23 protein-coding genes and 2 tRNA genes are annotated in these 26,041 nt (G+C 33.4%); 12 read left to right on the forward strand and 13 right to left on the reverse strand.

The window, feature by feature from the left end:
• Positions 1-7 precede the first annotated feature (7 nt).
• Both UH7x_RS18850 and ribB read left to right on the forward strand, forming a co-directional pair.
• Positions 8-1,504 carry an LptF/LptG family permease gene (locus UH7x_RS18850; RefSeq protein WP_482363630.1) on the forward strand — a complete coding sequence of 499 codons (1,497 nt, stop codon included), beginning with the start codon at positions 8-10 and terminating at the stop codon, positions 1,502-1,504.
• A complete protein-coding gene (gene ribB, locus UH7x_RS18855) occupies positions 1,501-2,643 on the forward strand; it encodes a 3,4-dihydroxy-2-butanone-4-phosphate synthase (protein WP_482361479.1) in 1,143 nt (380 codons plus the stop codon). Before UH7x_RS18850 ends, ribB begins: the two co-directional genes overlap by 4 nt.
• A 100-nt stretch (positions 2,644-2,743) precedes the next feature.
• On the opposite strand, the gene UH7x_RS18860 is transcribed toward ribB, so the two are convergent.
• From UH7x_RS18860 to UH7x_RS18875, 4 genes are all read right to left on the reverse strand, one after another.
• Entirely contained in the window at positions 2,744-3,532 is a 789-nt protein-coding gene (locus tag UH7x_RS18860) for a 3-keto-disaccharide hydrolase (protein WP_482361480.1), read from the reverse strand.
• A 32-nt stretch (positions 3,533-3,564) separates the two neighbouring features.
• Positions 3,565-4,758 (reverse strand): DegT/DnrJ/EryC1/StrS family aminotransferase, encoded by a 1,194-nt coding sequence (locus tag UH7x_RS18865; RefSeq protein ID WP_482361481.1) that lies wholly within the window; start codon positions 4,756-4,758, stop codon positions 3,565-3,567.
• A 36-nt stretch (positions 4,759-4,794) separates the two neighbouring features.
• A complete protein-coding gene (locus UH7x_RS18870; protein WP_482361482.1) occupies positions 4,795-5,430 on the reverse strand; it encodes an NAD(P)H-dependent oxidoreductase in 636 nt (211 codons plus the stop codon).
• Positions 5,431-5,505: 75 nt separating this feature from the next.
• Positions 5,506-6,261 carry a sulfite exporter TauE/SafE family protein gene (locus tag UH7x_RS18875; RefSeq protein WP_482361483.1) on the reverse strand — a complete coding sequence of 252 codons (756 nt, stop codon included), beginning with the start codon at positions 6,259-6,261 and terminating at the stop codon, positions 5,506-5,508.
• A 282-nt stretch (positions 6,262-6,543) separates the two neighbouring features.
• On the opposite strand from UH7x_RS18875, the gene UH7x_RS18880 reads away from it, so the two are divergent.
• The 7 genes from UH7x_RS18880 to UH7x_RS18910 all read left to right on the forward strand — a co-directional run bounded on the left by UH7x_RS18880 (position 6,544) and on the right by UH7x_RS18910 (position 13,653).
• A complete protein-coding gene (locus tag UH7x_RS18880; RefSeq protein WP_482361484.1) occupies positions 6,544-7,641 on the forward strand; it encodes an ABC transporter substrate-binding protein in 1,098 nt (365 codons plus the stop codon).
• 11 nt (positions 7,642-7,652) lie between these two features.
• Complete coding sequence (locus tag UH7x_RS18885; protein WP_482361485.1) at positions 7,653-9,155, forward strand: ATP-binding protein; 1,503 nt, start codon at positions 7,653-7,655, stop codon at positions 9,153-9,155.
• Positions 9,156-9,319: 164 nt separating this feature from the next.
• Positions 9,320-9,404, forward strand: a tRNA-Ser gene (locus UH7x_RS18890).
• Between the two features lie 320 nt (positions 9,405-9,724).
• The gene (locus UH7x_RS18895) at positions 9,725-10,123 is read left to right on the forward strand and encodes a hypothetical protein (protein WP_482361486.1); all 399 of its coding nucleotides are present in this window, start codon (positions 9,725-9,727) and stop codon (positions 10,121-10,123) included.
• Between the two features lie 189 nt (positions 10,124-10,312).
• A complete protein-coding gene (locus tag UH7x_RS18900) occupies positions 10,313-10,786 on the forward strand; it encodes a hypothetical protein (protein ID WP_482361487.1) in 474 nt (157 codons plus the stop codon).
• A gap of 196 nt (positions 10,787-10,982) precedes the next feature.
• Positions 10,983-12,443, forward strand: a complete 1,461-nt coding sequence (locus tag UH7x_RS18905) for a sulfatase (RefSeq protein ID WP_482361488.1) — start codon at positions 10,983-10,985, stop codon at positions 12,441-12,443.
• A gap of 31 nt (positions 12,444-12,474) precedes the next feature.
• A complete protein-coding gene (locus UH7x_RS18910; protein WP_482361489.1) occupies positions 12,475-13,653 on the forward strand; it encodes a sialidase family protein in 1,179 nt (392 codons plus the stop codon).
• A 13-nt stretch (positions 13,654-13,666) separates the two neighbouring features.
• Here UH7x_RS18910 and UH7x_RS18915 read toward each other — a convergent pair.
• Positions 13,667-13,737 (reverse strand) — tRNA-Cys (locus UH7x_RS18915).
• 176 nt (positions 13,738-13,913) lie between these two features.
• Between UH7x_RS18915 and UH7x_RS18920 the strand changes: the two genes are divergently transcribed.
• Positions 13,914-14,810: a sugar phosphate isomerase/epimerase family protein gene (locus tag UH7x_RS18920; RefSeq protein WP_482361490.1), complete on the forward strand. Its 897-nt coding sequence runs from the start codon at positions 13,914-13,916 to the stop codon at positions 14,808-14,810.
• A gap of 12 nt (positions 14,811-14,822) precedes the next feature.
• Here UH7x_RS18920 and UH7x_RS18925 read toward each other — a convergent pair whose 3' ends face one another.
• Genes UH7x_RS18925 through UH7x_RS18935 form a run of 3 tightly spaced genes read right to left on the reverse strand, consistent with a single transcriptional unit; the run spans position 14,823 to position 18,076 of the window.
• A complete protein-coding gene (locus tag UH7x_RS18925) occupies positions 14,823-16,193 on the reverse strand; it encodes a GH1 family beta-glucosidase (protein ID WP_482361491.1) in 1,371 nt (456 codons plus the stop codon).
• Positions 16,194-16,196: 3 nt separating this feature from the next.
• The gene (locus UH7x_RS18930; RefSeq protein ID WP_482361492.1) at positions 16,197-17,201 is read right to left on the reverse strand and encodes a glycosyltransferase family protein; all 1,005 of its coding nucleotides are present in this window, start codon (positions 17,199-17,201) and stop codon (positions 16,197-16,199) included.
• A gap of 11 nt (positions 17,202-17,212) precedes the next feature.
• Complete coding sequence (locus UH7x_RS18935) at positions 17,213-18,076, reverse strand: UDP-2,3-diacylglucosamine diphosphatase (RefSeq protein ID WP_482361493.1); 864 nt, start codon at positions 18,074-18,076, stop codon at positions 17,213-17,215.
• 430 nt (positions 18,077-18,506) lie between these two features.
• Between UH7x_RS18935 and UH7x_RS18940 the strand changes: the two genes are divergently transcribed.
• Positions 18,507-20,258, forward strand: coding sequence for a PQQ-dependent sugar dehydrogenase (locus tag UH7x_RS18940; protein WP_482361494.1), 1,752 nt, complete (start codon positions 18,507-18,509; stop codon positions 20,256-20,258).
• Positions 20,259-20,343: 85 nt separating this feature from the next.
• Positions 20,344-21,165 (forward strand): universal stress protein, encoded by an 822-nt coding sequence (locus UH7x_RS18945; protein WP_482361495.1) that lies wholly within the window; start codon positions 20,344-20,346, stop codon positions 21,163-21,165.
• 20 nt (positions 21,166-21,185) lie between these two features.
• On the opposite strand, the gene UH7x_RS18950 is transcribed toward UH7x_RS18945, so the two are convergent.
• The 5 genes from UH7x_RS18950 to ccoG all read right to left on the reverse strand — a co-directional run bounded on the left by UH7x_RS18950 (position 21,186) and on the right by ccoG (position 25,957).
• Positions 21,186-22,775 (reverse strand): FMN-binding glutamate synthase family protein, encoded by a 1,590-nt coding sequence (locus UH7x_RS18950; protein ID WP_482361496.1) that lies wholly within the window; start codon positions 22,773-22,775, stop codon positions 21,186-21,188.
• A 99-nt stretch (positions 22,776-22,874) separates the two neighbouring features.
• A complete protein-coding gene (locus tag UH7x_RS18955; protein WP_482361497.1) occupies positions 22,875-23,363 on the reverse strand; it encodes a GTP-binding protein in 489 nt (162 codons plus the stop codon).
• Positions 23,360-24,085, reverse strand: a complete 726-nt coding sequence (locus UH7x_RS18960) for a sulfite exporter TauE/SafE family protein (protein WP_482361498.1) — start codon at positions 24,083-24,085, stop codon at positions 23,360-23,362. The genes UH7x_RS18955 and UH7x_RS18960 overlap by 4 nt, the downstream gene beginning before the upstream one ends.
• A gap of 1 nt (position 24,086) precedes the next feature.
• A complete protein-coding gene (locus UH7x_RS18965) occupies positions 24,087-24,533 on the reverse strand; it encodes a FixH family protein (RefSeq protein ID WP_482361499.1) in 447 nt (148 codons plus the stop codon).
• Between the two features lie 5 nt (positions 24,534-24,538).
• Positions 24,539-25,957: a cytochrome c oxidase accessory protein CcoG gene (gene ccoG, locus UH7x_RS18970; RefSeq protein WP_482361500.1), complete on the reverse strand. Its 1,419-nt coding sequence runs from the start codon at positions 25,955-25,957 to the stop codon at positions 24,539-24,541.
• Positions 25,958-26,041 lie beyond the last annotated feature (84 nt).

A 26,041-nucleotide genomic window follows, 5' to 3' on the forward strand; every position in this document is an offset into this window, starting at 1 on the left:
TCAATATATTCTATCGAGATTTCTCTATAACTTTTTTAGTTCATTTGTTATATTGATGTTCATTTTCATCTTTCAAGCCATATGGCTCTTTATAGATGATTTTGCAGGTAAAGGATTGGACATTGGTATCATTTCCAAGTTCTTTCTCTACATGATGCCTAGTTTAACCGAAAAGGTTTTACCGCTTACCGTATTACTTTCTTCAATTTTAACATTCGGTAGTTTTGCAGAGAACTATGAGTTTGCCGCGATGAAAGCTTCAGGTATTTCATTACAGCGTTCTATGCTTGTACTTATTGTTTTTGTAACATTATTAGGTGGTGTTACCTTCTATTTTGCTAATAGTGTAATACCAGCATCAGAACAGAAAATTTATAATATGCGAAGGAATATTGCCAAGGTAAAACCAGCCGCGGCAATTGAAGAAGGTGTATTTAGTGATTTCGAAGGCATGAGTATTAAAGTAGATACCAAGCATGGTGAAAAAGACCGCTTTCTAAACAATGTCATTATTCATCAGAAGTCAGCTACACAAATTAACACCACTGTAATAAAGGCAAAAACTGGCGAATTAATTAGTAGTGAAGATTCAGAACTTATTCAATTAGTATTGCGAGATGGTCATCATTACCAAGATATGAATACTAAGAATGGCAGAGAAAAATTAAAGTATCCCTTTATAAAATCTGAATTCCAAATCTACCGTATGAACATTGAGGCACCACAATTAGGCGGTGAAGATTTAGAGGCTGATGGAGGTGTAAGCACAGATAAAATGAAGAGTGTTGGCCGTTTAACAAAGGATATCGATTCATTAAAAAAAGACAATCTTAAAATTGTACGTGCATTCTCAAAAAATATAAGTCACCGTGTCGGAGCCTTTCCAATTATTAAAGTAGATTCTGCCAAAATTATCAAAGACAAAAAACTAGCTGCTATAGATTCAACCAATCTCTTACGGCAAACAAATGCTATAAAAAATGATGTTAAGAACGATACTATAACTGATATAGCAGGCATAATCGGGCTTTATGATGAATGGCAAAAAGTTCAATTGTATAGTTCAGCTAAGAATACGGTTACCAATATACTATCATCTATAAAAGGAAAAAGAGAAGAACTTGATAAAAGATATGAAATTTACAACAGGCACATACTTTCATTACACAAAAAATATGCCTTGGCATTATCATGCATTATACTCTTTTTTGTAGGTGCACCATTGGGCGCTATTATTAGAAAAGGTGGTATTGGCTTACCTTTGGTTATTGCAGTATTGCTTTTTCTAGTGTATTATTTCTTAGGTGTTTTTGCCGAGAATTATGCAAAACAAAGTAACATTCACCCTGTATTAGGTGCCTGGTTATCTACTTTTATCATGCTTCCATTGGGCATATTTCTAACCAAAAGAGCCACCGCTGATAAGGGTATGATCAACTTTGGTAATGCAATCGATTACTTTAAAAAATTATTTCGAAAAAAGGAAGAAATAGAAATCACATGAGTACAAGTACAGAAAATAAAATAAAGCTAGACACCATAGAAGAAGCTATTGAAGCGGTACGTAATGGTGAAGTAATTATTGTTGTAGATGATGAAAATCGTGAGAATGAAGGAGACTTTATAGCCGCAGCTGAATTGGTTACACCACAAATGATAAACTTTATGGCTACTAGCGGTAAAGGGCTTATTTGTGCTCCATTAACAGAAGGCAGATGTAAAGAATTAGGTTTACCTATGATGGTTACCCATAATTCAGATCCTCTGGAGACCGCTTTCACCGTTTCTGTAGATTTACGTGGACAAGGTGTAACTACAGGAATATCTGCATCAGACCGTGCTAAAACAGTATTGGCTTTGGTAGATGAAGATACCAAACCGCACGATTTAGCAAGACCAGGACATATATTTCCGTTAGTTGCTAAAGAAGGTGGTGTTCTAAGAAGAACGGGCCATACAGAAGCTGCTACAGATTTCGCAAGACTTGCTGGTCTTAAACCTGCTGGTATTATTGTTGAAATTATGAATGATGATGGTAGTATGGCACGATTACCACAACTATTAGAGGTTGCTAAAAAATTTAATCTTAAAATAGTTTCAATCGAAGATTTAATTGCTTACAGAATGGAGCATGATAGTCTCATTGAGAAAAAGGAAGATTTTGATATAAGTACGCGCTTTGGAGATTTCAGACTTCGAGCTTATAAACAAACCACTAATGATCAAGTCCATATTGCTTTGACTAAAGGTAGTTGGAATAAAGATGAAGAGGTTTTAACACGTATAAACTCTACTTTAATCAATAATGACATTTTAGGAACGCTTACGAATAATCCGGATAAGCAGCTAGAAGATATGTTCTCTACTATTAACAAAGCTGGTAAAGGAGCTTTTGTTTTTATTAATCAAGAACCTAAATCGCTTAATCTTTTGAATAGATTATCGGAATTAAAAGAATTACAGAAAAAAGGGATTTTTAAAGCACCAAAGATTGATATGGATGCAAGAGATTTCGGAGTTGGCGCGCAAATATTGCACGATTTAAATATCTCGAAAATCAAATTACTTAGTAATTCTTCTCAAGTAAAAAGAGTTGGAATGGTGGGTTATGGTTTAGAAATTGTAGAATATGTATCGTATTAAATCTTAAAATTAGTACCTCATATAACTAATATATTTTAAAATAAAAGAGCTCTAAAATTGATATTTTAGAGCTCTTTTATTTTTACTAAGAATTATTCGGTTATAACTTTCTAAGCCAAATATTTCTAAACTGAGTTTTATTACCATGGTCTTGCAAAGCAATTACATCATCACCATGAGCTTCAGGGTAATGGTGTAATCCGATATAAAATGTATTACCGTTTATAGTAGTATTATTTTGGACTAATACACCATTATGTAATACTGTAATACGAGCTTTAGAATCTAATCGACCATCTGCTTTAAAGCGAGGTGCTGTATAAATCACATCATAAGTATTCCATTCTAGTGGACTACGCATAGCATTAACTAATGGGGCTACATCTTTATAGATAGAACCAGCCTGGCCATTTCTATACGTTCTATTATTATAAGAATCTAAAATTTGTAGTTCGTATCTGTTTTGTAAAAACAAACCACTATTACCTCTACCCTGACTTACACCTTCAACTTTATCTGGCGCACTAAACTCGATATGCAATTGTACATCACCAAACTTCATTTTTGTTTGAATACCCCCAGTTCCCGGTTCAACTTCAAAATGTTTACCATCAACAATCTTCCATGGAGCAGCTTTAGAAGAATCCTTTTGGCTAACCCATTGATCTAAGCTTGAACCATCAAATAATATAATCGCATCTGAGGGAGCATCACCTAATGTTTTCGGTGGTGTTACTACTGAAACTTCAGGTTCCCAAATCTCAGTCATCTCAGGTTTCATAGGCATTGGAGACACCTCGGGCGGTGTACTCGAATATTTGCTTTGTGCTTGTGCACCAAAGGAAACTAGTACTGTAAAAACGCAAATACTTAATACTCTTAATTTCATTTTAATATAGATTTAAATTGTGTTGATTTTTATTACAATATATTTTTAATGCACTTAACTATTTTTTGAGCTCTTTCATGTACTTCTTCTTCTGTCCATGATAATTTAATTAAGCAGGAGATATTTCTAGAAACCCATTGATCCGATTTTGAGAAATCAGTTGTTGCGAAATCCTGAAGTCCATCTAAAACTTCTTGTGGCAATTTACCTAAAGACTTTCTATCAGCCAAGTGTTCCCATTTTTTATAGTAATGCCAATTATTTGCGTACCAATAAAAACAGCCATCCACTCCTGTTTCAGATAATGCTTTATGTGTTTGAACTGCTAATTTTTCTGTTGGAAGAAAGAAACTTAGAAAAGAATAATTTTCAATGCCACCTTCAGGAACCTCACGAAACTTGATTTCAGTAATAGAAGATAACGCATCTCTTAAGATTGTATAATTCTTCTTTTGAATTGCTAAAAACTCTTCTAGTCGATTTAATTGCGCTATACCAACTGCTGCATTCAACTCAGAAATACGATAATTATAGCCTAAAAATGGATGCTTCTCTGCCCCCCTATCATTTCCGATATGATCATGGCCATGATCCGAATAGTGGTCTGCATTCTGAATGTACTTAGAATTATTAGTTAGAATTGCACCACCTTCGCCACATGTAATAGTTTTTACATAATCGAAAGAAAGAGCACCTAAATCTCCATAAGTTCCTAAAGGAATTCCTTCATAAGTTCCGCCAATAGCTTGACAGGCATCTTCTAGTAATATTAAATTATGAGTGGTACAAATAGCTTTTAAAGCTCTTAAATCTGCCATAGAACCACACATATGTACTGGCATTATGGCTTTTGTTTTTTCTGTTACTGCTTTTTCTACAGCCAGAGGGTCTAATGTAAGGGTCTCATCAACATCAGCTAAAATTGGCACAGCTCCTAGTGCTAAAACGGCTTCAAAACTTGCAACAAAAGTAAAAGTTGGAACAATTACTTCATCACCTGCACCAACTCCTGCACTAGCCAAGGCTATGGTAATTGCCGCAGTTCCACTACTTACCAATTGTGCATGTTTACTATTAAATCGTTCTGCTAAAGCAATCTCCAATTCTTTTGCCTTGAAAATACCATTGCGCATGCCATCAAAACCATAGCGCATTAATACTCCAGTATCTAAGACTTCATTAACTTGTTTTCTTTCGGCATCTCCAAAAAATTCGAATCCTGGCATTTACTAAATAATTTTGTTTACTTGAATTTTGGGAAATTACTCTATTTCGATGACACTTTCATGCATATCTTTTCTGACTTTTTTAAAGTCTGCAAATATATCGTCGACGGCTCTATAACCTATAGGCATTACTAAAACAGAAGTGAGCCCTTTCTCATTCAGTTTCAACAATTTATCATACGGCTCCGGTTGAAAGCCTTCCATTGGGCATGAATCTATTTTTTCAACAGCACAAACTGTTAAAATATTTCCCATGGCCAAATAGGCTTGATTGGTACTCCAGCTCTTTATTTGCTCAATATCTTTCTTAGAAAAGCTATTGAGTAAATCATTTTTAAATGGTTTTAATATTTCATCACTTACCTGTCGCACTTTTTTTATTTGTTCAAAATGCTTAGAAATATAATCGGCATCAATGGTCGTATTAACGCAAAATACCAATACATGAGAAGCCTGTTCTACTTGCGGTTGATTATAAGAGAATGGTAGAAGCTGTTGCTGTAATTCTTTATTCTTAATAATTAAAAGACTAATAGGTTGCAAACCATAAGACGTTGCTGTAAGGTTAAAAGCTGACTTAATTTTTTCAATTTTATCTTTCGATAACATTTTTTTTGAATCGAATTTTTTAACAGCATATCGCCAATTCATATGTTCAATAATGTCCTTCATAGTTTATTTTGAGTTTCCGCTAAAGCAGAAAGTAACACTAATAGTATCTAATACTTTAGTATAATGAGCTAAACCTTAATTAAAAAACCACAATTTAATAGCCATAATTACAACCATAACTACTAAGAAAGATTTTATAAATCCATCTCCTTTCTGTACTGAATAACGGCTAGCGACCCATGCTCCGGAACCAGTACCAATGGCTAAAACTAAACCAACCAGCCATATAACTTTATCATTTAATACAAATACCACTAAGGCTGCAAACGAATAAATAAGTACGACTACAACTTTTGTAGCATTTGCTTTAACAAGGGTAAGCTGATTAATATAATGTAAAAATAAGATAATTATAAAGCCCAAGCCTGCATTGATAAATCCGCCATAAATTCCAAAGAAAAAGAAAGCAATAATTCCTATCCATAATTGCTTACCTGTTACTTTCTCTATAAGTTCATCAGTCTTCATTTTTGGTTTAAATAGAATGATTAGTACTACGATTATCATTACGATGGCCAAAATTCTATTGAACGTTTCTCCCTCAATGTCCACGGCAATATAAGCCCCTAGTATAGCTCCGAAAAAGGCTGAAATACCAAGATAAAAATTAAATGGATACGTAGAGACGCCTTTACTGTGGAAACCTGCAGCACCCATTAAATTCTGAATAACCACGCCTACTCTATTAGTGCCATTTGCAACACTTGGAGGCAGGCCTAAAAAAATTAATACTGGTAAAGTTAATAAAGATCCACCACCAGCTACTGTATTTATAAAACCGACGATAAAACCAACAAAAATTAAAAGTGGATAATGATACCATTCTTCCATTTTGTAAAAATAAGCTCAAATAAAATAAAGCCCCAGAGATTTAGCTAAAATGTTATAATCCAACGAAACAGTTATTATTATTAGTATTTAAGAATATTCTTACATATTTATCGTTATAAATAAAACCATGTAAGAAAAAATTAATTGAAAAAAAAAAATGACGATTAGTAATTATACGATTGTTGATTTTTAAAGTCGGGGCAGATGAAGGGTAATGATTCAAAAAAAGGATATTCGAAGAGCAAAATACTCTGGTTACAATCCTTTAGTTTGTTATTAATAGTGACCATACTCTACAATTGTAATTCTGCACATAACGAGGCTATTAATATCGGCTATATTGGTCCATTATCTACCAGAGCTACGGATTTAGGCATCCCTACCGCCAAAGCAATGCAATTAGCTATACATCAATACAACGAAAAAAAGTTGAACCATCAACCCGAGATAAATCTATTTATTGAAGATGATGAATGGAATATTGATAATGCAATTCCAGCATATCAAAAATTAAAAACGGAGCACGACATCAAGGTCCTCTTTATTAGTAGTACAGACGGAACAATGGCTGTGCAAAATGAAATTTTAAAAGACGGAGTTATTGCCGTAAACCCACTGAATAGCGATGATTTACTTGCTACGACAAATGAAAACACATTTAGAATTGCTAAAAGAACAGAAGAAGCAAATGGAATAATTGCCATTCGAATTATTGAATTAGGGCTTAAAAAAGTACTCTTCTTGCAATACCCTAATGATTATATGACGCGGGCTACAAATGCTGCCGTTGAAATACTAGCAGAAGCTAATGTAGAATATAAAGTAGTACCAGTTAATATTGGTGAAAAAGATTTCACAAAAGTATTGACCGAATCAAAAAATGAGGGCTTCGATGCGTATGTATTCTTTGGATATAAAGAATTAGGTTACGCTATGAAACAAGCACGGGATTTAGAAATTACAGCACCATTCTTTGGTTCAACGGTCTTATTAGACCCCGCCTTTTACGACAATTCTGAAGGTGCTATAATTGGTACTGAATGTAGTTTTTTCACTCCTTCTGATGGCAATTTTATTTTAGCAAATAAATTTTTAGAGCAATATAACAACATGTTTGATGAAAAACCTACTTCTGTGTGGCCGGCAATGCAAGCATATGATGCTATGAATCTTGTACTAAATGAATTAAAAAACTATCAAGTTGGCCAAAATCAATACCCTACTTTATCCGATTGGTTGCGCCACAAAATTAGCAATGTTAAGTACCACCAAGGCGTTTGCGGAAATTTATTAATCTCTGAAAACAGATCCTCTAAAGGAATTTACTTTTCACTTTACCAATACAAATCAAAAGGTAAATTGGCACAAGTTAAACACTAATAAATAGAGCATTGAACACTATCAAAACAAAGTTAATATTTGCCTTTGGCACCACTATAACGGTGCTCTTGTTGGTGATGGTGCTTAAGTCATTATATTCGAAAAAATCTGAAACTATTCAACAGGAAATTAATTTAAAAATTGATCCAGCTTTACACATATTAAATGGCTATCGATCTTATAATAATGAATTATACTTAATAGCACTAAATAAAGTTGCAAAGGTTAAGAGTGAAAAATTAACAAATCGAATGAAGGTAATTACCGAGGTAGAATTACCACATTTAAACAAAATGACATTTGACCTAATAAATACTTTACCTAAAAATAGTCCCGAACTTTCAGACTTTATGAAAATTATAAGCACTTCGGATAATGCTATTTTAAATATAAAGGATATGTTTATTATTCTTCAAACTAAAAACGATTATGACAAAATTGAGCGATTAAATGTTTCATCAACATTACTAAAAGATAAAGTAGCCCTTCAATTTAATGAAATAGACCATTTAGTATCTGCTTTACAATTAGCTTTTAATTTAGAAAGTAAAACAAAACGAGCAGAACTAAGCCAACAATTATTAAATCTTAATAAAATAATTACAATCTCTAGTACGGTGGCCATACTAATTAGTATCCTCGTGGCATTCAAAACAATACATTCTATTGTGAAATCAATTAAAATATTACAAAACGGTGCAAAAAGAATTAGCGAAGGAGAATACCTGCATAGAGTCTCGTTAGAGGGTAACGATGAGTTAAGCATACTTGGTGATAATTTTAATAACATGGCCGATTCATTAAATAATAGTTTTGAAGATATTCGAAGTAAGAATAAAGAATTAGAACAGTTTGTGTATATCGCATCTCACGATTTACAAGAACCACTTAGAACCATAAGTAGTTTCTCTCAATTACTTGAGGCACAATATGCCGGTCATTTTGATGATACCGGAAATCGCAGTTTACATTTTATTTCACAAGCCACATCGCGCATGCAATATTTGGTGAAAGATTTAATGGACTATAGTCGGTTAGGAAGTGATAAGCAATTAGAATTAATAGATTGTCAAGAATTGCTCTTAGGTGTACAGGGGGATTTACTAGAGTTATTAAAAAACACCAATACTAAATTGATTATCAATAAATTACCGAAAATTTATGGATATAATACCTCGCTACGACTATTATTTCAAAATTTAATTAATAATGCTGTAAAGTTTCAAAGTCCCGGTGTTTTGCCAACAGTTGAAGTCTTTATAATGGAAGATTTAAACTTTTGGAAATTTGCTGTAAAGGATAATGGAATAGGTATAGCGCCACAGCATCAAGACAAAATATTCTCCATTTTCAAACGCCTTCATTCAAAAAAAACATACGAAGGCACTGGCATTGGCCTCGCCCATTGTCTTAAAATCGTAGAATTACATGGTGGTTCAATCTGGGTAGAGTCTGAATTAGACCAAGGAAGCACTTTTTACTTTACATTGTCAAAGAATTTGGCAGAAGCCTAAATTGCCCGAAAACAATGGCCTAAGTTCAAAATTTGGATCTTTTCAAGATTATCGATTTAAAAAAAATACGGTATCGATAAAAATAAAATGAAACAACTTATTACCAAATTAAAAAAGGTTGCTATATTTGCACCCGCATTCAGGGAATACCTGATGAGACACTTGGAGAAATGGCAGAGTGGTCGAATGCACTAGTCTTGAAAACTAGCGAGGGTCACACCTCCGGGGGTTCGAATCCCTCTTTCTCCGCAATTAAGTGTAACTTCGTTATAGCTTGAAAGATAAAAGCCCCATCAAATTTATTTGAATGGGGTTTTTTATTACAAGATGTTAATCCTGAAAAGTTTAGAAATTACATATACAGGACAGGATGATAAGAGAAAATCGAAGATAATCCCTCTTTCTCCGTAGAAAAATCCCATAAAGAAAGTTATGGGTTTTTTGTTTTCCATTTTGTCATGAGAAAGTACAATTCTATAAAAGAAATTAGTCTATCTATCTTAACAATTATTTATATACCATTCTTTTGTGGTTTTTAAGTTATTGCTATAATTTTGACCTTCAGAATTATGAAAGCAACTTTTAAATATCTTTTGGTTATTTGCATTTTGATTGGTTTCAATCAAATGCTTGCGGATACGACCGCCAAAAGTAATATTGCTCATTTAACTGAAAGCCAAGAAATTTGGAAGAATTCAAATAATGAAATTAGTAGTGTAAGACAACTAGTCCACTCCAAAACATTACTACCAAGTATTGTTGAAATATCCAATTTAATACTATCTAAAGTTGGAACCGAAGAGGAAAGTTCCACCCATTTAAATCTCGGCCCATATTTTTTAGGTTACTTTAAAACATTAGATAAAGCCGATTATTTTTATAGTAGTAATTTAAGTTCAATTCTAAAAAAAAGAGTTGCTTACTCTTCTTGCAGAAAGCATCTACTTTTTCAGGTTTTTAGAATATAATTTTCCTTTCCTTAATCAAATCGAAATAGCATAATTGCATTAGACCTTTCTTTGATAAATCAAAAAAAGGGTCATGTGTACTTGACCATATTATTGTCAAAGACTTTAACATGATGATATATGGTGGCTTATTTCGATTATTTCAATCGAATATTTTTAAAAATTACACATCATATTAAAACATATAAAATGGATTCAAATCTAACATTGGTAAATGTGCTAATTGTCGCATCTATCTTCGGGCCGTTTCTCATATTAATTAAAGTAGGTAATAACAACAAAAGCAGATTACGTAAACAATTCAATGCTTTGGCCGATAAATATGAATTAAAAATTACTGACAAAGAATTTTGGGGTAATGCCTATATAGGTATAGACACCATAAAGCAAAAATTATTATTCTTACGTTATGAAAAAGATTCTTTTGAAGAGTGTTTTCTCGATTTAAAAACCATAGAAGAATGTAAAATAAACACCGTGTATAAAAGGATAAAGACAAAACATAAGAACGATAATGTCTTAGAAAAAGTTGACCTTCAATTACATGGTACTAACGACAACTTAGAAGTGAAATCGCTTAATTTTTACGACCATAACCGCATGTTCAGCGAAAACCTTGAGGTAATGAGGGCAGAGAAATGGAAGAAACTCATACAGGCTTAATTTTCGATTTTATGGTAACCCGTAACGAAAGTTATGGGTTTTTTGTTTTCTATATTTAGCTTATCTTCAAACTATGGTACAACAATTTTTTAATTGAATTGAAGGATATTAAAAAATCATTATAGTACAGCCATTACACTACGTTTTAGCATATATTTTCAGAAATTACAAATGTATAAGCAATCTTAAATTCAGTATGAATAAAATAAAGCTAGTTTTAATTACTACATGTTTATTGAACCTTAATTTATTGGCTTCCCAATTCAGATTAAAGAATAAAAAGCCCAATGTACTTTTTATTATTGCCGATGATTTAACGGCAACGGCACTATCATCATATGAAAATCAGGCAATTCATACGCCAAACATAGATGCATTGGCTGCACAAGGAACGCGTTATACTCGAACCTATACCCAATATCCTGTTTGCGGACCTTCACGTGCTTCTTTACTTTTTGGATATTACCCCAATGCCACGCAAACTTATGGTTACGTAAGCGGAAGAGATAATGTAGGCCCTTCTCGAAAATCTATGTCGCAGGTATTTAAAGACAATGGCTATTATACAGCTCGAGTAAGCAAAATTTATCATATGGGTGTTCCCATTGATATTGAAAAGGGTTCGAATGGAAAAGACGATGATGCCTCATGGACCGAACGCTTTAACAGTCAGGGACCTGAATGGCAGGCAGCAGGCGAAGCCGAATTAGTACAGAACAATCCATATGGAAACCTACCCAGAAAAGGAGGTAATGTAATGACCATTGTAAAAGCAGACGGCGATGATTTAGAGCACTCTGATGGTAGAACAGCTCAAAAAACATCCGAATTACTTCGCAAGCATAAAAACGAACCTTTCTTTTTAGCGGTAGGTTTAGTGCGCCCACATGTCCCATTTGTTGCTCCCAAAAAATACTTTGATTCCTACCCACAACAACAAATGGTTTTACCCCCAAAGGTGGAAAATGATTGGGATGATATTCCTGCTAGAGGTATTAATTATGTAACCAGTGTAAATGGCCAAATGTCAGAAGAACAGGAAAGAAAAGCTGTGGCAGCATATTATGCATCGGTTTCATATATGGATGCGCAAGTTGGTAAAATACTAAACACCTTAAAAGAAGAAGGTTTAGAAGATAACACTATTGTTGTTTTCACTTCTGATCATGGTTTTCATTTAGGAGAGCATCGCTTTTGGATGAAAGTAAGTTTGCATGAAGAATCGGTACGTGTACCTATGATAATTAAAGTGCCCGGGAAATCTCCAGCTGTTTGTAATTCATTTACAGAATTATTAGACCTCTACCCCACTTTAATTGATTTAGCAGGAATTAAAAGCAATAAACATTTACAAGGGAAAAGTATTAGCACTACACTAGACAATCCATTACATGCCGCACGCGATATGGCCTTTTCTGTAAGTCAGGGTGGAAAGTCTTTTTTAATACGAACAGAAAAGTGGGCCTATATTCAATACGACGAAGATGCCGGCGCCGGAATGGAATTATTTGATATGGATCTAGATCCAAAACAGTATAATAATTTAGCAAACAATCCTAAATTTAGTACTGTATTAAATAATATGCAGCAAAAATTAAAAGCAAAATTAGCAGCAGTTAGAACTAATGATTTAGGTATAAATTATCAAGGTAAATAATACAGAAGACACTTAAAGAATAATATTAAAAATGAACTTTAGTAAAAACAGCAACATTCCTCAACCATTTAGAAAAATTGTTTTAGTTATACTAGGTCTATTTTCACTTTTAAACCTTTTTAACGCTTGTTCTAGTGCAAAATTTAAAAATACAATCGGAGAAAAGGATTTAAAAACAGTCTTAACATTACAACCCTCAGAAAATAACCCACGAAACAGTGAAGGAGATTTTATCACCTTACAAGATGGACGAATATTATTCATATATAGTAGGTATAGTGGTGATTCTGCAAGTGACCATGCTCCTGCTTCTTTAGCAGGAAGATATTCTAATGATGAAGGAAAAACATGGACAATTAAAGATAAAATTATTGTAGCCAATGAAGGAGGCATGAATATAATGTCCGTTTCTTTATTACGATTGCAAAATGGAAATATTGCCATGTTTTATATAAAGAAAAATTCGAATGAGGATGCTTCACCTATGATGCGTATCTCTAACGACGAAGCAAAAACATGGAGTAAACCAATTAAATGTATTACGGACAAACCAGGATATTTTGTACTAAATAACGATAGAGTAATTCAATTAAAGAACGGAAGAATAATACTTCCCGTTTCTAGACATAACACTCCTGATAGTGAATGGAGTAATAAAGGTGATTTGTTTTGTTATTATTCCGATGATAATGGTAACACTTGGTTGTCTAGTACTCAAGTCCCAGATAGTACTAACATAACAGTACAAGAACCTGGACTTATTGAAATGATTGATGGTCGTATTATGATGTATGCAAGAGCTAGTGATGGTTTTCAAATGAATACGTACTCTATTGATAATGGAGTTACTTGGAGTCACCTTCAAAACACTAATATTCCCTCACCACTTTCCCCCGCTACAATTGAGAAAATTCCATCCAATGGAGATTGGTTAATGGTTTGGAATAATAATGACGGATCAAAAAAAACGATAAAAGGCAAACGAACACCTATGACTATTTCAATATCTAAAGATGAAGGTAAAAGTTGGCAGAACATAAAAAATATTGAAAGTGACCCTGAAGGATGGTATTGCTATACAGCTATTGATTTTGTAGATGACCACGCACTACTTGGCTATTGTGCTGGGATAAGAAAAAAAGGTGCTAGCGGTAGCGGACTAGCAACAACAAATATTACTCGATTAAGTCTCGATTGGATTTATAAATAAAAGTTTTTTTTAGAGGCATCGAATGGATTCGAACCATTATAAAAACTCTTGCGGAGTCTCGCCTAGCCATTCAGCCACAATGCCATTTTAAATACTAATGTGTTTTCAACATTTATATTGTTGACAAAAGTATTAATTGTAACCTTTCTACAAAGCATTTTATATAAAAATACTAGCTATTTACAATTAGGAAAACACTATTAAAGCTATTCTAAAAATTAGTAACTTAATTGGCTACAACCAACTAAAAGAAAACCAACATGAAAAGTTATTTATCACTTTTTACAATTTGCATTACAATTAATTTCGCCTGTAATATTAATGCCCAAGAAAAAACAAATTTACCTTCCCATATAAAAACAAGTCTAAATGCATTCTCTTTCAACTCTTTGTTGGTAGTTGAAAAAACAATGGATATTAATGATTTGTTTGAGTATTGCGCGTCGAGAGAAATTGATGCGGTTGATCTCACTGCTTATTATTTTCCAACCTACCCAGAAGTACCTTCAGATGAATTTCTTTATGAAGTTAAGAAAAAGGCTTTTTTACTGGGGTTGGCTATTAGTGGTACTGGAGTCCGTAATGATTTTACCAACCCTGATCCAATAAAACGAAATGAAAGTGTTCAATTAGTAAAGGATTGGATTGTTGCAGCTGAAAAAATAGGTGCTCCAGTTATTCGGATTTTCGCTGGGGTAAGTGATGTTTCTAATTACAGTAGAGAAGAAGTAACCGATTGGTTGGTTGAAGATATAAAAGAATGCGTAGCTTTTGGGAAAGTACATGGTGTTGTAGTAGCCCTTCAGAATCATCACGATTTTATAGCCAATGCTGATCAAGTAATTGATATTATTAAAAAAGTAGATTCCCCTTGGTTTGGATTAATATTAGATACCGGCAGCTATTGGGAAGGTGATAGCTATGCTCAAATAGAACAAACCGTAAAGTATGCCGTAAACTGGCAGGTAAAAGAAATGATTTACATGAATGGAAAAGAAGAGAAAGCGGATTTAGAACGTATATACAAAATAATTAAAAATTCAGGTTATAGAGGATATGTGCCAATTGAAACATTAGAAAAAGGAGATGCCACAGCAGTTATTGACGCTTTTACTGCAAAGGTAAAAGAGACTATTGAAAAAGTTTACAAAGAGTAAATAAATTAAATTTTAATTGTTATTAGATATAAAATTACCAAACCATTTCCCTGAGGTTTTAATAATTCTCTTTTGAGTTTCAAAATCGATATAAACCAATCCAAATCTAGGGTTATAACCTTCAGCCCATTCAAAATTATCAGTAAACGTCCATACGAAATAGCCGGAAACTTTTAAACCATTTTCTTGCGCACGCTTTACTTCCTTTAAATAATTCTGTAGATAAGAAAGCCTTTTTAAATCGTTTACTTTATTCTTCGATCGTATATCTTCAAAGGCTGCTCCGTTTTCTGTTATAATTAATTTTTTAATTCCTTCATAGCTATTGAATTTTTTAATCATTTCGTAGATGCTAGGCGGATAAACTTCCCAATTCATTAAGGTTGTTGCTACTTTTCTTTTGGATGCCTTTATAATTTTGGCTTGTAGATATGGTACCGTATAACTATGTTTAACTACCTCACGAGTATAATTCTGTATCCCAATAAAATCGAAGTCAAAAACCATTTTATTACTATCATCTGGTTGTATATACTTTTCAATACGCCTAAGAACCTTCACATTTTCTGAAGGATAACCCAGCCCTAATAGGGGTTCAATAAAAAGTCGATTTAATAAAGTGTCCGCTTTTTGGGCAGCCTGTAAATCAGCTTTCTTATTTGAAAAAGGTGTTATTTGGGAACAAGAAAAAGTTGTGCCTATGATTGCATTTGAAACTTCAGAGCGAAGAGTCCTACCTCCTATTCCTTGGCACATTGTAGCATGATGAATTGCAGGTAAGAAATTATTCAACCCTTTTCTTCCCGGGGCATGAACCCCTAGAAAATAACCGGCACCAGTAAAAACCATAGGTTCATTTAAGACCATCCAGTGTTTTACTCGATCGCCAAAACTAGTAGCACATAATTTTACATATTCTTCAAACCAAATTAGTATTTCTCTATTTGTCCATCCCCCTTTATCTTCTAATACCTGTGGTAAATCCCAATGGTATAAGGTAACCCATGGTGTAATTCCGCATTCAATGCAAAAGTCAATTACCCTGTTATAGAAACTTATTCCCTCCTTGTTTACATTACCAACTCCATTTGGCAACAATCTAGTCCATGATATTGAAAATCTGAAATTTTCAATATTCATAGCTTTCATCAGGAGAATATCCTTTTCATAATCAGCGTAAAATTCACAAGCATTTTGCCCATGGTGATTATTGTAAATATTTCCTTTTTTTAGTACGAAACGATCCCAAATAGATTCACCTTTTCCATGAAGATTATGCGCTCCTTCTATTTGGTAAGCTGCAGTAGAAACTCCCCAGACAAAATCTTTACCAAAATCAGCTGTATTTAGGTTGAATGTTTGAGGCTTGCTATTTTTTGACATCAATTAAATTCTTGAACCTACAATAGCCTCCTCTAAAACGCGATCAATAATATTTACGGTAATATCAGGATAATCAACTTCTATTTTTGAAGCCCCATCAACCCAGCTTTTTAGTTTATCAAAGTGTTTTAATTTCAAACTTTTAATCACTGGCACTCCCATTTCTTTTAGTGCTGCAGCATTACATTGTTGTTCATATTGTCCTTTCATGGGAATCACCATCAACTTTTTACGCATGTGTAATGCTTCTGCCGGAGTTTCGAAACCAGCACCACATAATACACCCGTACTATTGGCCATACTTTTTATAAAAGCATAATTATCTATAGGCCGTACAGCTATGTTGTGCCAATAATATTTAGTGGTGGTATGCTTAGAAAATACATGCCAATCTACATTCTTAATGTTCAGTAGCATATTTAGAATCTTAGCATCACTATAAGAAGGCAGGTAAACCGTATAATGGTTATTACTGCTTTGCGCTATATTTCGAACTTCCTGTCGTATAATTGGCGTATACATGTTGTCATCATATTCTTTAAAATGCAAACCATATTGTATACTCGTAGGCGCATAATTCTTAAGAATTGTTTTTCCTATTAAATCGTTCTTTTTTGGTTTAGGAGCTTTTGGAGCGATAACTGCTGCCTGATGACTTAAGCTAATACAATTAATATGTTTGAGTTTACAGGCCCATGCGGAAACAGGTTCAAAATCATTAATTACTAAATCATACTTTTCAACTGGAACGGCTTTTATCTCTTTTTGTAGTCTATTAGAATTAGTTTTTAAATAGGTACGCCACATATCTACTCCCCCTTTCTTACCAAATATAAAACTCCACCCCTTTAAATTATATTTTATGGGATGTGGCAGCCTAACATCTGCTTGAGTTCCACTAACTAACACATCTAATTCAATTTTTTTATGCTGTAGAATCGGTATTATATCTCTTGCCCTACTTAAATGTCCATTTCCGGTGCCTTGTATTGCATAAAGTACTTTCATAAATGTGTATATTATTTAGGTGCTCTGTAAACCGACATCTTTTCAAATTCGTCAATTAAACTTTTAAAAAGTTGACTTTGCTCTAATACTTCTACCGGATCAGTAATTTCAATATCCTTCGATTTGGTTTCGATATCTTCTTCATAATGGTATAGTTTCCATTTACCTTCATTGTATTCTAGGGCTGTTAAATTCTCAATCCAATCACCTGAGTTCAAATAAATTACACTTCCTTTATTAGTTTCTATTTGTTTTATTTCCGGTTGATGAATATGTCCACAGATTACGAAATCAAATTCATTATCAATAGCAATATCGGCAGCGACATTTTCAAAATCATTAATAAATTTGACAGCAGATTTTACTCCATTTTTAACTTTTTTGGACATGGAAACTGGTCCCTTCCCGATTTTCTTATATCCATAATTAATAGCTCGATTTAAAAGTATCAGCGAGTCATAACCCATGGCTCCAAGTTTTGCAATCCATTTGGAATGTTGCATGGTTACATCAAAAACATCACCATGAAAAAACCATGCTTTTTTTCCATGTATATCCAGTAAAAGTTTATTGGAAATACTAAACGAACCCATTTTAAAATCGACGAACTTTCGTAACATTTCATCATGATTTCCAGTAATATAATGTATCTGGACTCCTTTAGAAATCCATTCCATTAAAAGCTTAACAACCTTCATATGCGCCTTAGGCCAATAGCGTTTACTAAATTGCCAAATATCAATTATATCACCATTCAGTATTACTTGTTTAGGCTTTATTGATTTCATGTATTTCAAAAGTTCTTTAGCATGACAACCATAAGTTCCTAAGTGAACATCAGATATGACAACAATATCAACTGGTCTTTTTTTCATATAAAATTCTTACGATTGTGTTTGGGGATTTTTCTCAATTTTGATGAAGCTAAGGAACTCCGTAATTGAAAAATAATATAGTAATCTATTATGCTTGAAAAATATGCTACAACCTTTTCCATGACATCATATATTGTTATTATCAAAGTTTGAAATAAATTCGGATACGTTTGTAAAGGAAAATTTAAACTTAGGTTATAAAATAGTTTCCAAAAGTTTTTAGAAATCAAATACATCAAATTTGCACTTACTCATCAAACATAAATGAAGATATAATTTCAAGTATATTTCTGTAAAATTTTATTCTAAAATTGTTATTCTCGTAAATAACCAACAGTCTTAATAGTGTTTTACAATTTATTTGTTGAAATTTAGGGCACTCCAACATTGATAATGAAAATTAGAATCTTCCTCAAGTAATTTAAATACAATGATTTCAAATAAAAACCTGTTTGCAAGTACCATATTTGCCGTTTTTTTAATCTTTTTATCCAGTTGTAAAGACAGTGTTAAAGAGAAGAGTAATCAAAAAATGTCTGAGAAAGAAAACGAATATGCCAGAGGTGAAATGGTATGGGCAAGTGGAATGGAAATTTTCAATAATAAATGTGCTAGTTGTCACAATTTTGAAATGTCTGAAATCGGACCTAATTTAAGTGGAATTACATCAGAAGTAGATAAAGAATGGTTAAAAGCATTTATTAATAACCCGCAAGAAGTAATTGAAAGCGGTGACGAACGAGCTGTTGCTAAGTTTGAAACATACAAGTTATATATGCCTGCCTTTCCTGATATAAAAGGTGATGATCTCGAAAATTTATTGGGTTTTATTCATCATTTTTCAGAAGCAGAAAAGAAAAATAAAAGCAATAGACCAGGCGGATTAGTGAATCCGGTGCCGGAAAAAATTGAAACTTCTAACTTAAATTTAGTTTTAGAAGAATGGTTAACAATACCTGCGAGTGATGATAAAACTCCTTTAGCTCGTATTAACAAATTCGCATCATTAAAAACTTCATCTGAAGAACGTTTGTTTATATCTGATTTACGTGGAAAATTATATGAAATCGAAAATGATACAGTTCAGGTTTATATGGATCTATCTACAGAGCCAGATTTTTTCCATAGCCCTGGTTGGGCAAATGGTTTAGGTAGTTACGCATTTCATCCTGAATTTGAAACAAACGGACTTATCTATACAACACACACCGTGCCTGCAGATACAGCACCAGCCGATTTTCCAATGCCCGATGGCATAAAAACCAGATTGCAATGGGTTATTACGGAATGGAAAGCTAATGATTCTAAAGCTAAAATATTCTCTGGCACTAAACGAGAAGTCTTAAGAATAGAGATGTACGCAACCGCCCATGGAGTTCAAGAATTAACCTTTAATCCCTTTGCGAAAAAAGGTGATGCCGATTACGGTTTGTTTTATTTAGGTATTGGCGATGGCTCTCTAGCATTAGGTGGCCACCCAGAATATTGTGATAACGATGCTAATATCTGGTCTAGCATTATTAGAATTGATCCACTTGGCACCAACAGTAAAAATGGAAAATATGGTATTCCTAAAGACAATCCGTTTGTTAATAATCCACAGAAGGTAGGGGAAATATGGGCACGAGGATTTAGAAATCCACATCGGTTTGCATGGAATAAAAATAACCCTAGTCAAATGTTAGTATCAAATATTGGGCAGCATAGTGTAGAAGAAGTCAATTTGATTAAAAAAGGAGCAGACTACGGATGGCCAAATAGAGAAGGTACTTTTTTGTATGATGTAAATGCAAATACAGAATTAGTGTACCCACTACCAGAAAATGACACTACTAAATATATCAATCCAGTTATACAGTATGATCACGATGAGGGTAACGCAGTATGTGGAGGCTACATTTATTATGGTGATAAAATTCCGGAATTAAAAGGAAAATACATTTTTGGAGATATACCACGAGGAACTTTCTTTTATTCAAACACTGATGATATTGTAGACGGTAATCTTGCACCAGCATATAGATTAGGAATAGAAATTGACGGAAAAGTCACCAAAATGACTGATGTAGTTAATAATCAGAGAGTTGAAATACGATTCGGTCAAGATAATGCTGGTGAAATGTACATTTTTGCTAAAAGTAACGGTAAAGTTTATAAGGTAGTAGGTTGTAATAAAATGTAAGAATTTTAGTTATTGTAATATGATTTTTATCATACTACATACAATTAGAATTTTATAATTTAGACTAATCTTATAAAGAAATATCATGAAAAAAATAATCGTACCACTTGACTTTTCTGAGCAATCTGAAAATGCATTAAAAGTAGCAGCTCAATTAGCTAAAAAACATGATTCTGAAATTTTAGCAGTACATATGCTAGAATTGAATTATAATATGATTTCTTCTTCTGAAGGATTTCACCCAGAACAGACGGTTTTTCTAATTAAACTTGCGGAGAAACGTTTTTCTAAATTCCTAAATAAGGAATATCTGAAGGGTATTAAGGTTACTCCAATCATTAAACATTACAAAGTATTTAGTGAGATTAATACTATTGCCAAGGACTCTGATGCTGGCCTAATTGTTATGGGTTCACATGGGACTGATGGTTTAGAAGAGTTTTTTGTAGGATCTAATACAGAACGTGTTGTGCGTAATGCTGATATTCCAGTATTAGTAATTAAAGAATCTTTTGATAATTTTAAAGTAGACCGGTTTGTATTTGCTAGTAATTTTAATGTAGAAAAGTTAGGCGCGTTTAAAAAAGCGCAACAGTTTGCAAAGTTATTATCTGCAGAAATGAAATTAGTGTACATAAATACTCCTGGTGATAATTTTATGAGTACTGAAGATATTTATAAACGTATAAATACCTTTTTAGCTACTGCTAATTCATCTGACGAGGTTAAAGTATACAATGATTATACGGTTGAAAATGGCATTTTAAACTATAGTAAAAGTATCGCTGCAGACATTATAGCAATACCAACACATGGTAGAACCGGTCTTTCGCATTTCTTTATGGGTAGTATTGGTGAAGATGTTGCTAACCACTCTCCTATTCCTGTGGTTACTTTTAAGATATAGGCATAAAACAAACAAATTAGCTATTTCATAATTCGTGTTAATTGGAAGAACTTTTTATAGCTTTCAGGAATAGTCTCTATTTTTAAAAGCGAATTTTCTTCCATATAAGGGTAAATTTCATCGTATGTTTTTACAATGTACATACCAACGCGCTTGCTAATATGTTCACGTCTTAGTTCGCTCGGCGAGTCAAGGCCTGCAGCAGCAACTAATTCTAGAAAACTATGAATGGTTGCTGCTTGAAAGTTCTTGGCTCGTGGAGCTTTATCTTCAACCACTAGACCTTTTACTAATGATTTATTTTGCGTAGCTACACCAACAGGACAAGTATTGGTATTACATTGTAATGCTTGTATACAACCTATTGATAACATCATAGCCCTAGCGCTATTGCAACCATCAGCACCAAGTGCCAAAGCACGTGCCATATGAAAACCAGTAATAATTCTTCCTGCTACAATAACCTTTATATCCGAACGTAATCCAAAGCCAACTAAAGTATCATGAACGAAGATAAGTCCCTCTCTTAAGGGCATTCCCATAGTGTTAGAAAATTCAATAGGTGCTGCTCCCGTACCTCCTTCTCCACCATCTACAGTTATGAAATCTGGAGTAATTCCCGTAAAAATCATAGCTTCACAGAAATCCATAAACTCTTGTTTTCTACCAAGACAAAGCTTAAAACCTATAGGTTTCCCTTTGGATAAATCACGCAATTTTTTAATAAAATACATAAACTGTATTGGATCGGAAAAAGCTGAATGTGATGGTGGTGAATGCACAGCAATTCCAGGTTGTACGTGTCTTATTTTTGCTATCTCCTCAGTATTTTTTATAGCTGGCAATATACCTCCATGACCTGGCTTAGCTCCCTGAGAGAGTTTTATCTCAATCATTTTAACTTCTGGTCTAAGAGCATTCTGGGCAAAAGTTGCTTCGTTAAAAGTACCGTCATCATTTCTACAGCCAAAATAACCAGTTCCTATTTGCCATATTAAATCTCCACCGTATTTTAAGTGGTGATCACTAATACCTCCTTCACCTGTATTATGTGCAAAATTTCCCATTTTAGCTCCTTTGTTCAATGACATAATTGCATTGTTACTTAACGAACCAAAACTCATTGCGGAGATATTTAATAAACTAGAAGAATACGGCTGCTTACAATCTTTTCCACCAATTAAAAGGCGTGGAAAATCTCCAATTTCCTTAGGGTTTTGTTTAGCATACATTGAATGCTCCATCCATTCATAACCAGAATGATAAAGGTCTTTCTGAGTACCAAAAGGTTCCGTATCATTTTCACCTTTTGCTCTTCTATATATTAATGATCTTAGAATACGGTTTAATGGCCTTCCTTCAGTATCAGTTTCCACGAAATACTGCATTATTTCCGGTCGAATCGATTCCAATAAATATCTAAATCGTCCAAGTAATGGGAAGTTTCTACGTATCGTATGGCTTTTTTGTACAATGTCGAAAATCCCCATGATTACTAGGGGCCCAACCAATACGAAGAGCCACAAAATAGGCATCCAGACTAACGAAATAGCACCAATTGCAACAACTACAATTAAAGAAATAATTATAAATTTCTCACGAACTTTCATAGAAGGTTAATTTGCCGACAAAATTAACGAAAATTATTACGAATGTGATAAATTATTCATTTGTAAAACAAAGACTTTTTACAAAATATAAGAATGAGTTTAAGACAAGGTTTTATTCATAAAATCATACAATTCGTGCATCTGTGGCTTACCATTGTGCTTACCTGCTCTACCAAATAAATAAAGTGTAAACCACAATACAACCATAACCCCCATAAGTATTAATTGTAATGTAAAAGGCTTTTGCAAAGCAGCACTTGAATACGCCCAAATGGCCAGAATTATGAACAAGCACGCTACGCTAAAATGAAGAAACATAAAAAAGGTCCATAACACCGGATTAGGTCCGAATACGCCATAGATTTTACAACTAGTCTTACTAATCTCATCAATTTCTAAATGTAGTTGAGGCGACCAAAAATTATTTTGTTCCGGTTTAAATTTGATGAAAATATGTTCATCTAATCGTTTTACGTTCAGTGGGCAATTCTCAATATTTTCGAAAGAATGTAAAGCAACTTCTTTGGTCTTGGGTATTTCTAATTGAAACCTTGGTCTAAGAACGATATCATTAGAAAGCGGTTTCATTCTGCAGATAGCGTTACATCACTAGGGCAAGCCATACTATCAGAAGCAATTTCAATTACTGGTTTTGGAGAGATATACGGAATACCCATTCCTAAGCCTCTAATAATAAATAAGGCACCTATAAGCACAACAAAGACTGGGATTAATTTTTGCACCTTCATTCTTAACGTTCCTTTTAATAAACTACTAAAGTAAATAGCAGTAGTCATTAGCGGAATGGTGCCCATTCCGAACAAAATCATATAAAGACTACCTTCAGCGGCATTACCCATTGCCACAGCACCAAATAAAGCCATATAGACCAATCCACATGGCAGAAATCCATTTAGGAAACCAATAGTTAAGAAGGTATCAGGTGATTTTTTTTTCAATTCTTTACCAAGTCTATTTTTCACGTTCGAAATAGCTTTATAAAATGGTCTCGACAAACTAAATTTATTTAGGGTTTTGGTAGGAATAAAAACAATGACAATCATTAAAACACCAATCGCAATTGACAACTTTTGTTGCATTCCAAAAACGTATAGTCCTTTACCTAATAAGCCAAATAACAATCCGATTATCCCATAAGCCAACAATCGACCAAAATGATATAAGAATATTTGCAAAAATTTTTTATACTCATTTTCTCTATCCACCGGCAACATAAATGCAATTGGTCCGCACATGCCTACACAATGTAGACTGCCTACCAAGCCCATTATTAATGCCGACAACAACATACTAGTAGTTTATATTTTCTTTATGCAGAAACTCCTTATTATCATATTCCCATAAAATTTTTATGTTCCAACGACCATCCAACAAACTTTTGTCAGGTATGAGCATATGTGAATTAGATAAACTTATAGGTAAGTCAAAATCTAATCGCTTATTGGATGGCCTGTATAGGAACACATGACCTTTGATATTTTCATTTTTTTGACTTTTAGGAAAGTCTATATTCAATCCTGCATCAGAAATATTTATTTTTAATTCACTGGACAAATCTTTTGCATTTTGTTCCGCATCAATATCTTTTTGGTAACCCAACTCATCTTTATAATAGTCTTCAGTGACCAAATCATGTTCAGCTTTTACTTCGGTATTCATCCGTATTACAAAATACAGAATAAATGAAATGAATGCTACAAAGGCCAATACGATACCCGTTCCCCAATTTATTTTCATATCAGCTATTTATAACTTCTAGGTGCCAAAAACCTAGCCGTTGTAGTTTCTATTTGTTTATCACCACTAAAAACACCAATTTTTAAAGTAGTTTTATCTCCTTCCAAAGCTGCGTTGTTAACTTCAATAAATAAGGTTCCTTCCGCCATTTCTTGAGCAGGAACCACAAAGTTTTCATGCCTCACAAGTTCAATCTTACCTTTATGTGAAAGCAGTTTAAAACTGACATCCTCAACATCTTTAGTAGTTTTATTTACTAATTTAAAGGTATAAACATTACTAATTATATTACCTTCTTTGTGCTCATACAATTGCCCTGGTAATCGTAAAATATTTGCTTCAAGATCATTTCGTAAGAATAACATTCCTATTAAGATACCGGTAAGAATTACCAAAACAGCAGTATAACCTTTTAAGCGTGGAGTGAATTTGAACTTTTCTTTTTTAACAATCTCATCTTCACTAGCATATCTAATCAAACCTTTAGGCAAGTCTACTTTTTCCATTATAGCATCGCACTCATCTATACAAGCAGTACAGTTTACACACTCTAATTGCGTACCATTTCTAATATCGATACCAGTTGGGCAAACATTTACACATTGATTACAATCAATACAGTCACCATTACCCAATGCCGCTCTATCTTCATTTTTTCTAAATTTCTTTCTACCGTTTTCACCTTCACCGCGTTTGTGGTCATACGCAACTATTATTGACTTATTATCAAGTAATACCCCTTGCATTCTACCATAAGGACATGCGATAATACAAACCTGTTCGCGAAACCACGCAAAAATAAAGTAAAAAACTAAAGTGAAAATTAGCAACGAAACTAAAGTACTTACATGCTCTAAAGGACCATCTATTATATAATCCATTAAACGATCACTACCGATTAAATAGGCTAAAAAAACATTAGCAATTAAGAATGAAATAATAAAAAAGATTATCCATTTTATTACTCTTTTTCTAATTTTTTCAGCATTCCAAGGTTGACGATCTAACTTAATTTGTGCTCCTCGATCTCCATCTATCCAAAATTCAATTCTACGAAAAACCATTTCTAGAAATATGGTTTGTGGACACATCCATCCACAGAAAATACGTCCAAAAGCAACTGTAAAAAGCGCAATAAAAACTACGCCAATTATCATAGAGATTACAAATAAGTGAAAATCTTGTGGCCAAAAAGGAAAACCAAAAATATTGAATCGACGCTCAAGAACATTAAACATTAGAAACTGATTCCCATTTATTTTAATGAATGGTGCAGCTACTAAGAATAATAGTAATACATAACTAACGAGCTTACGGTACTGGTAAAACTTACCACTTGGTTTTTTTGGAAAAACCCATGCGCGTTTTCCGTCTTCACTTATTGTACCAATTGAGTCTCTAAAATTTTCTTGATCTTGTGCCATTACTTTATAAATACAGACGATTCAACAACCTCTAATCAAACTAAAAAAATCATTTCTGTCATCTCATAACTTACAAGAAGTACA

It is taken from the genome of Aurantibacter sp. UH7 (assembly GCF_056839165.1).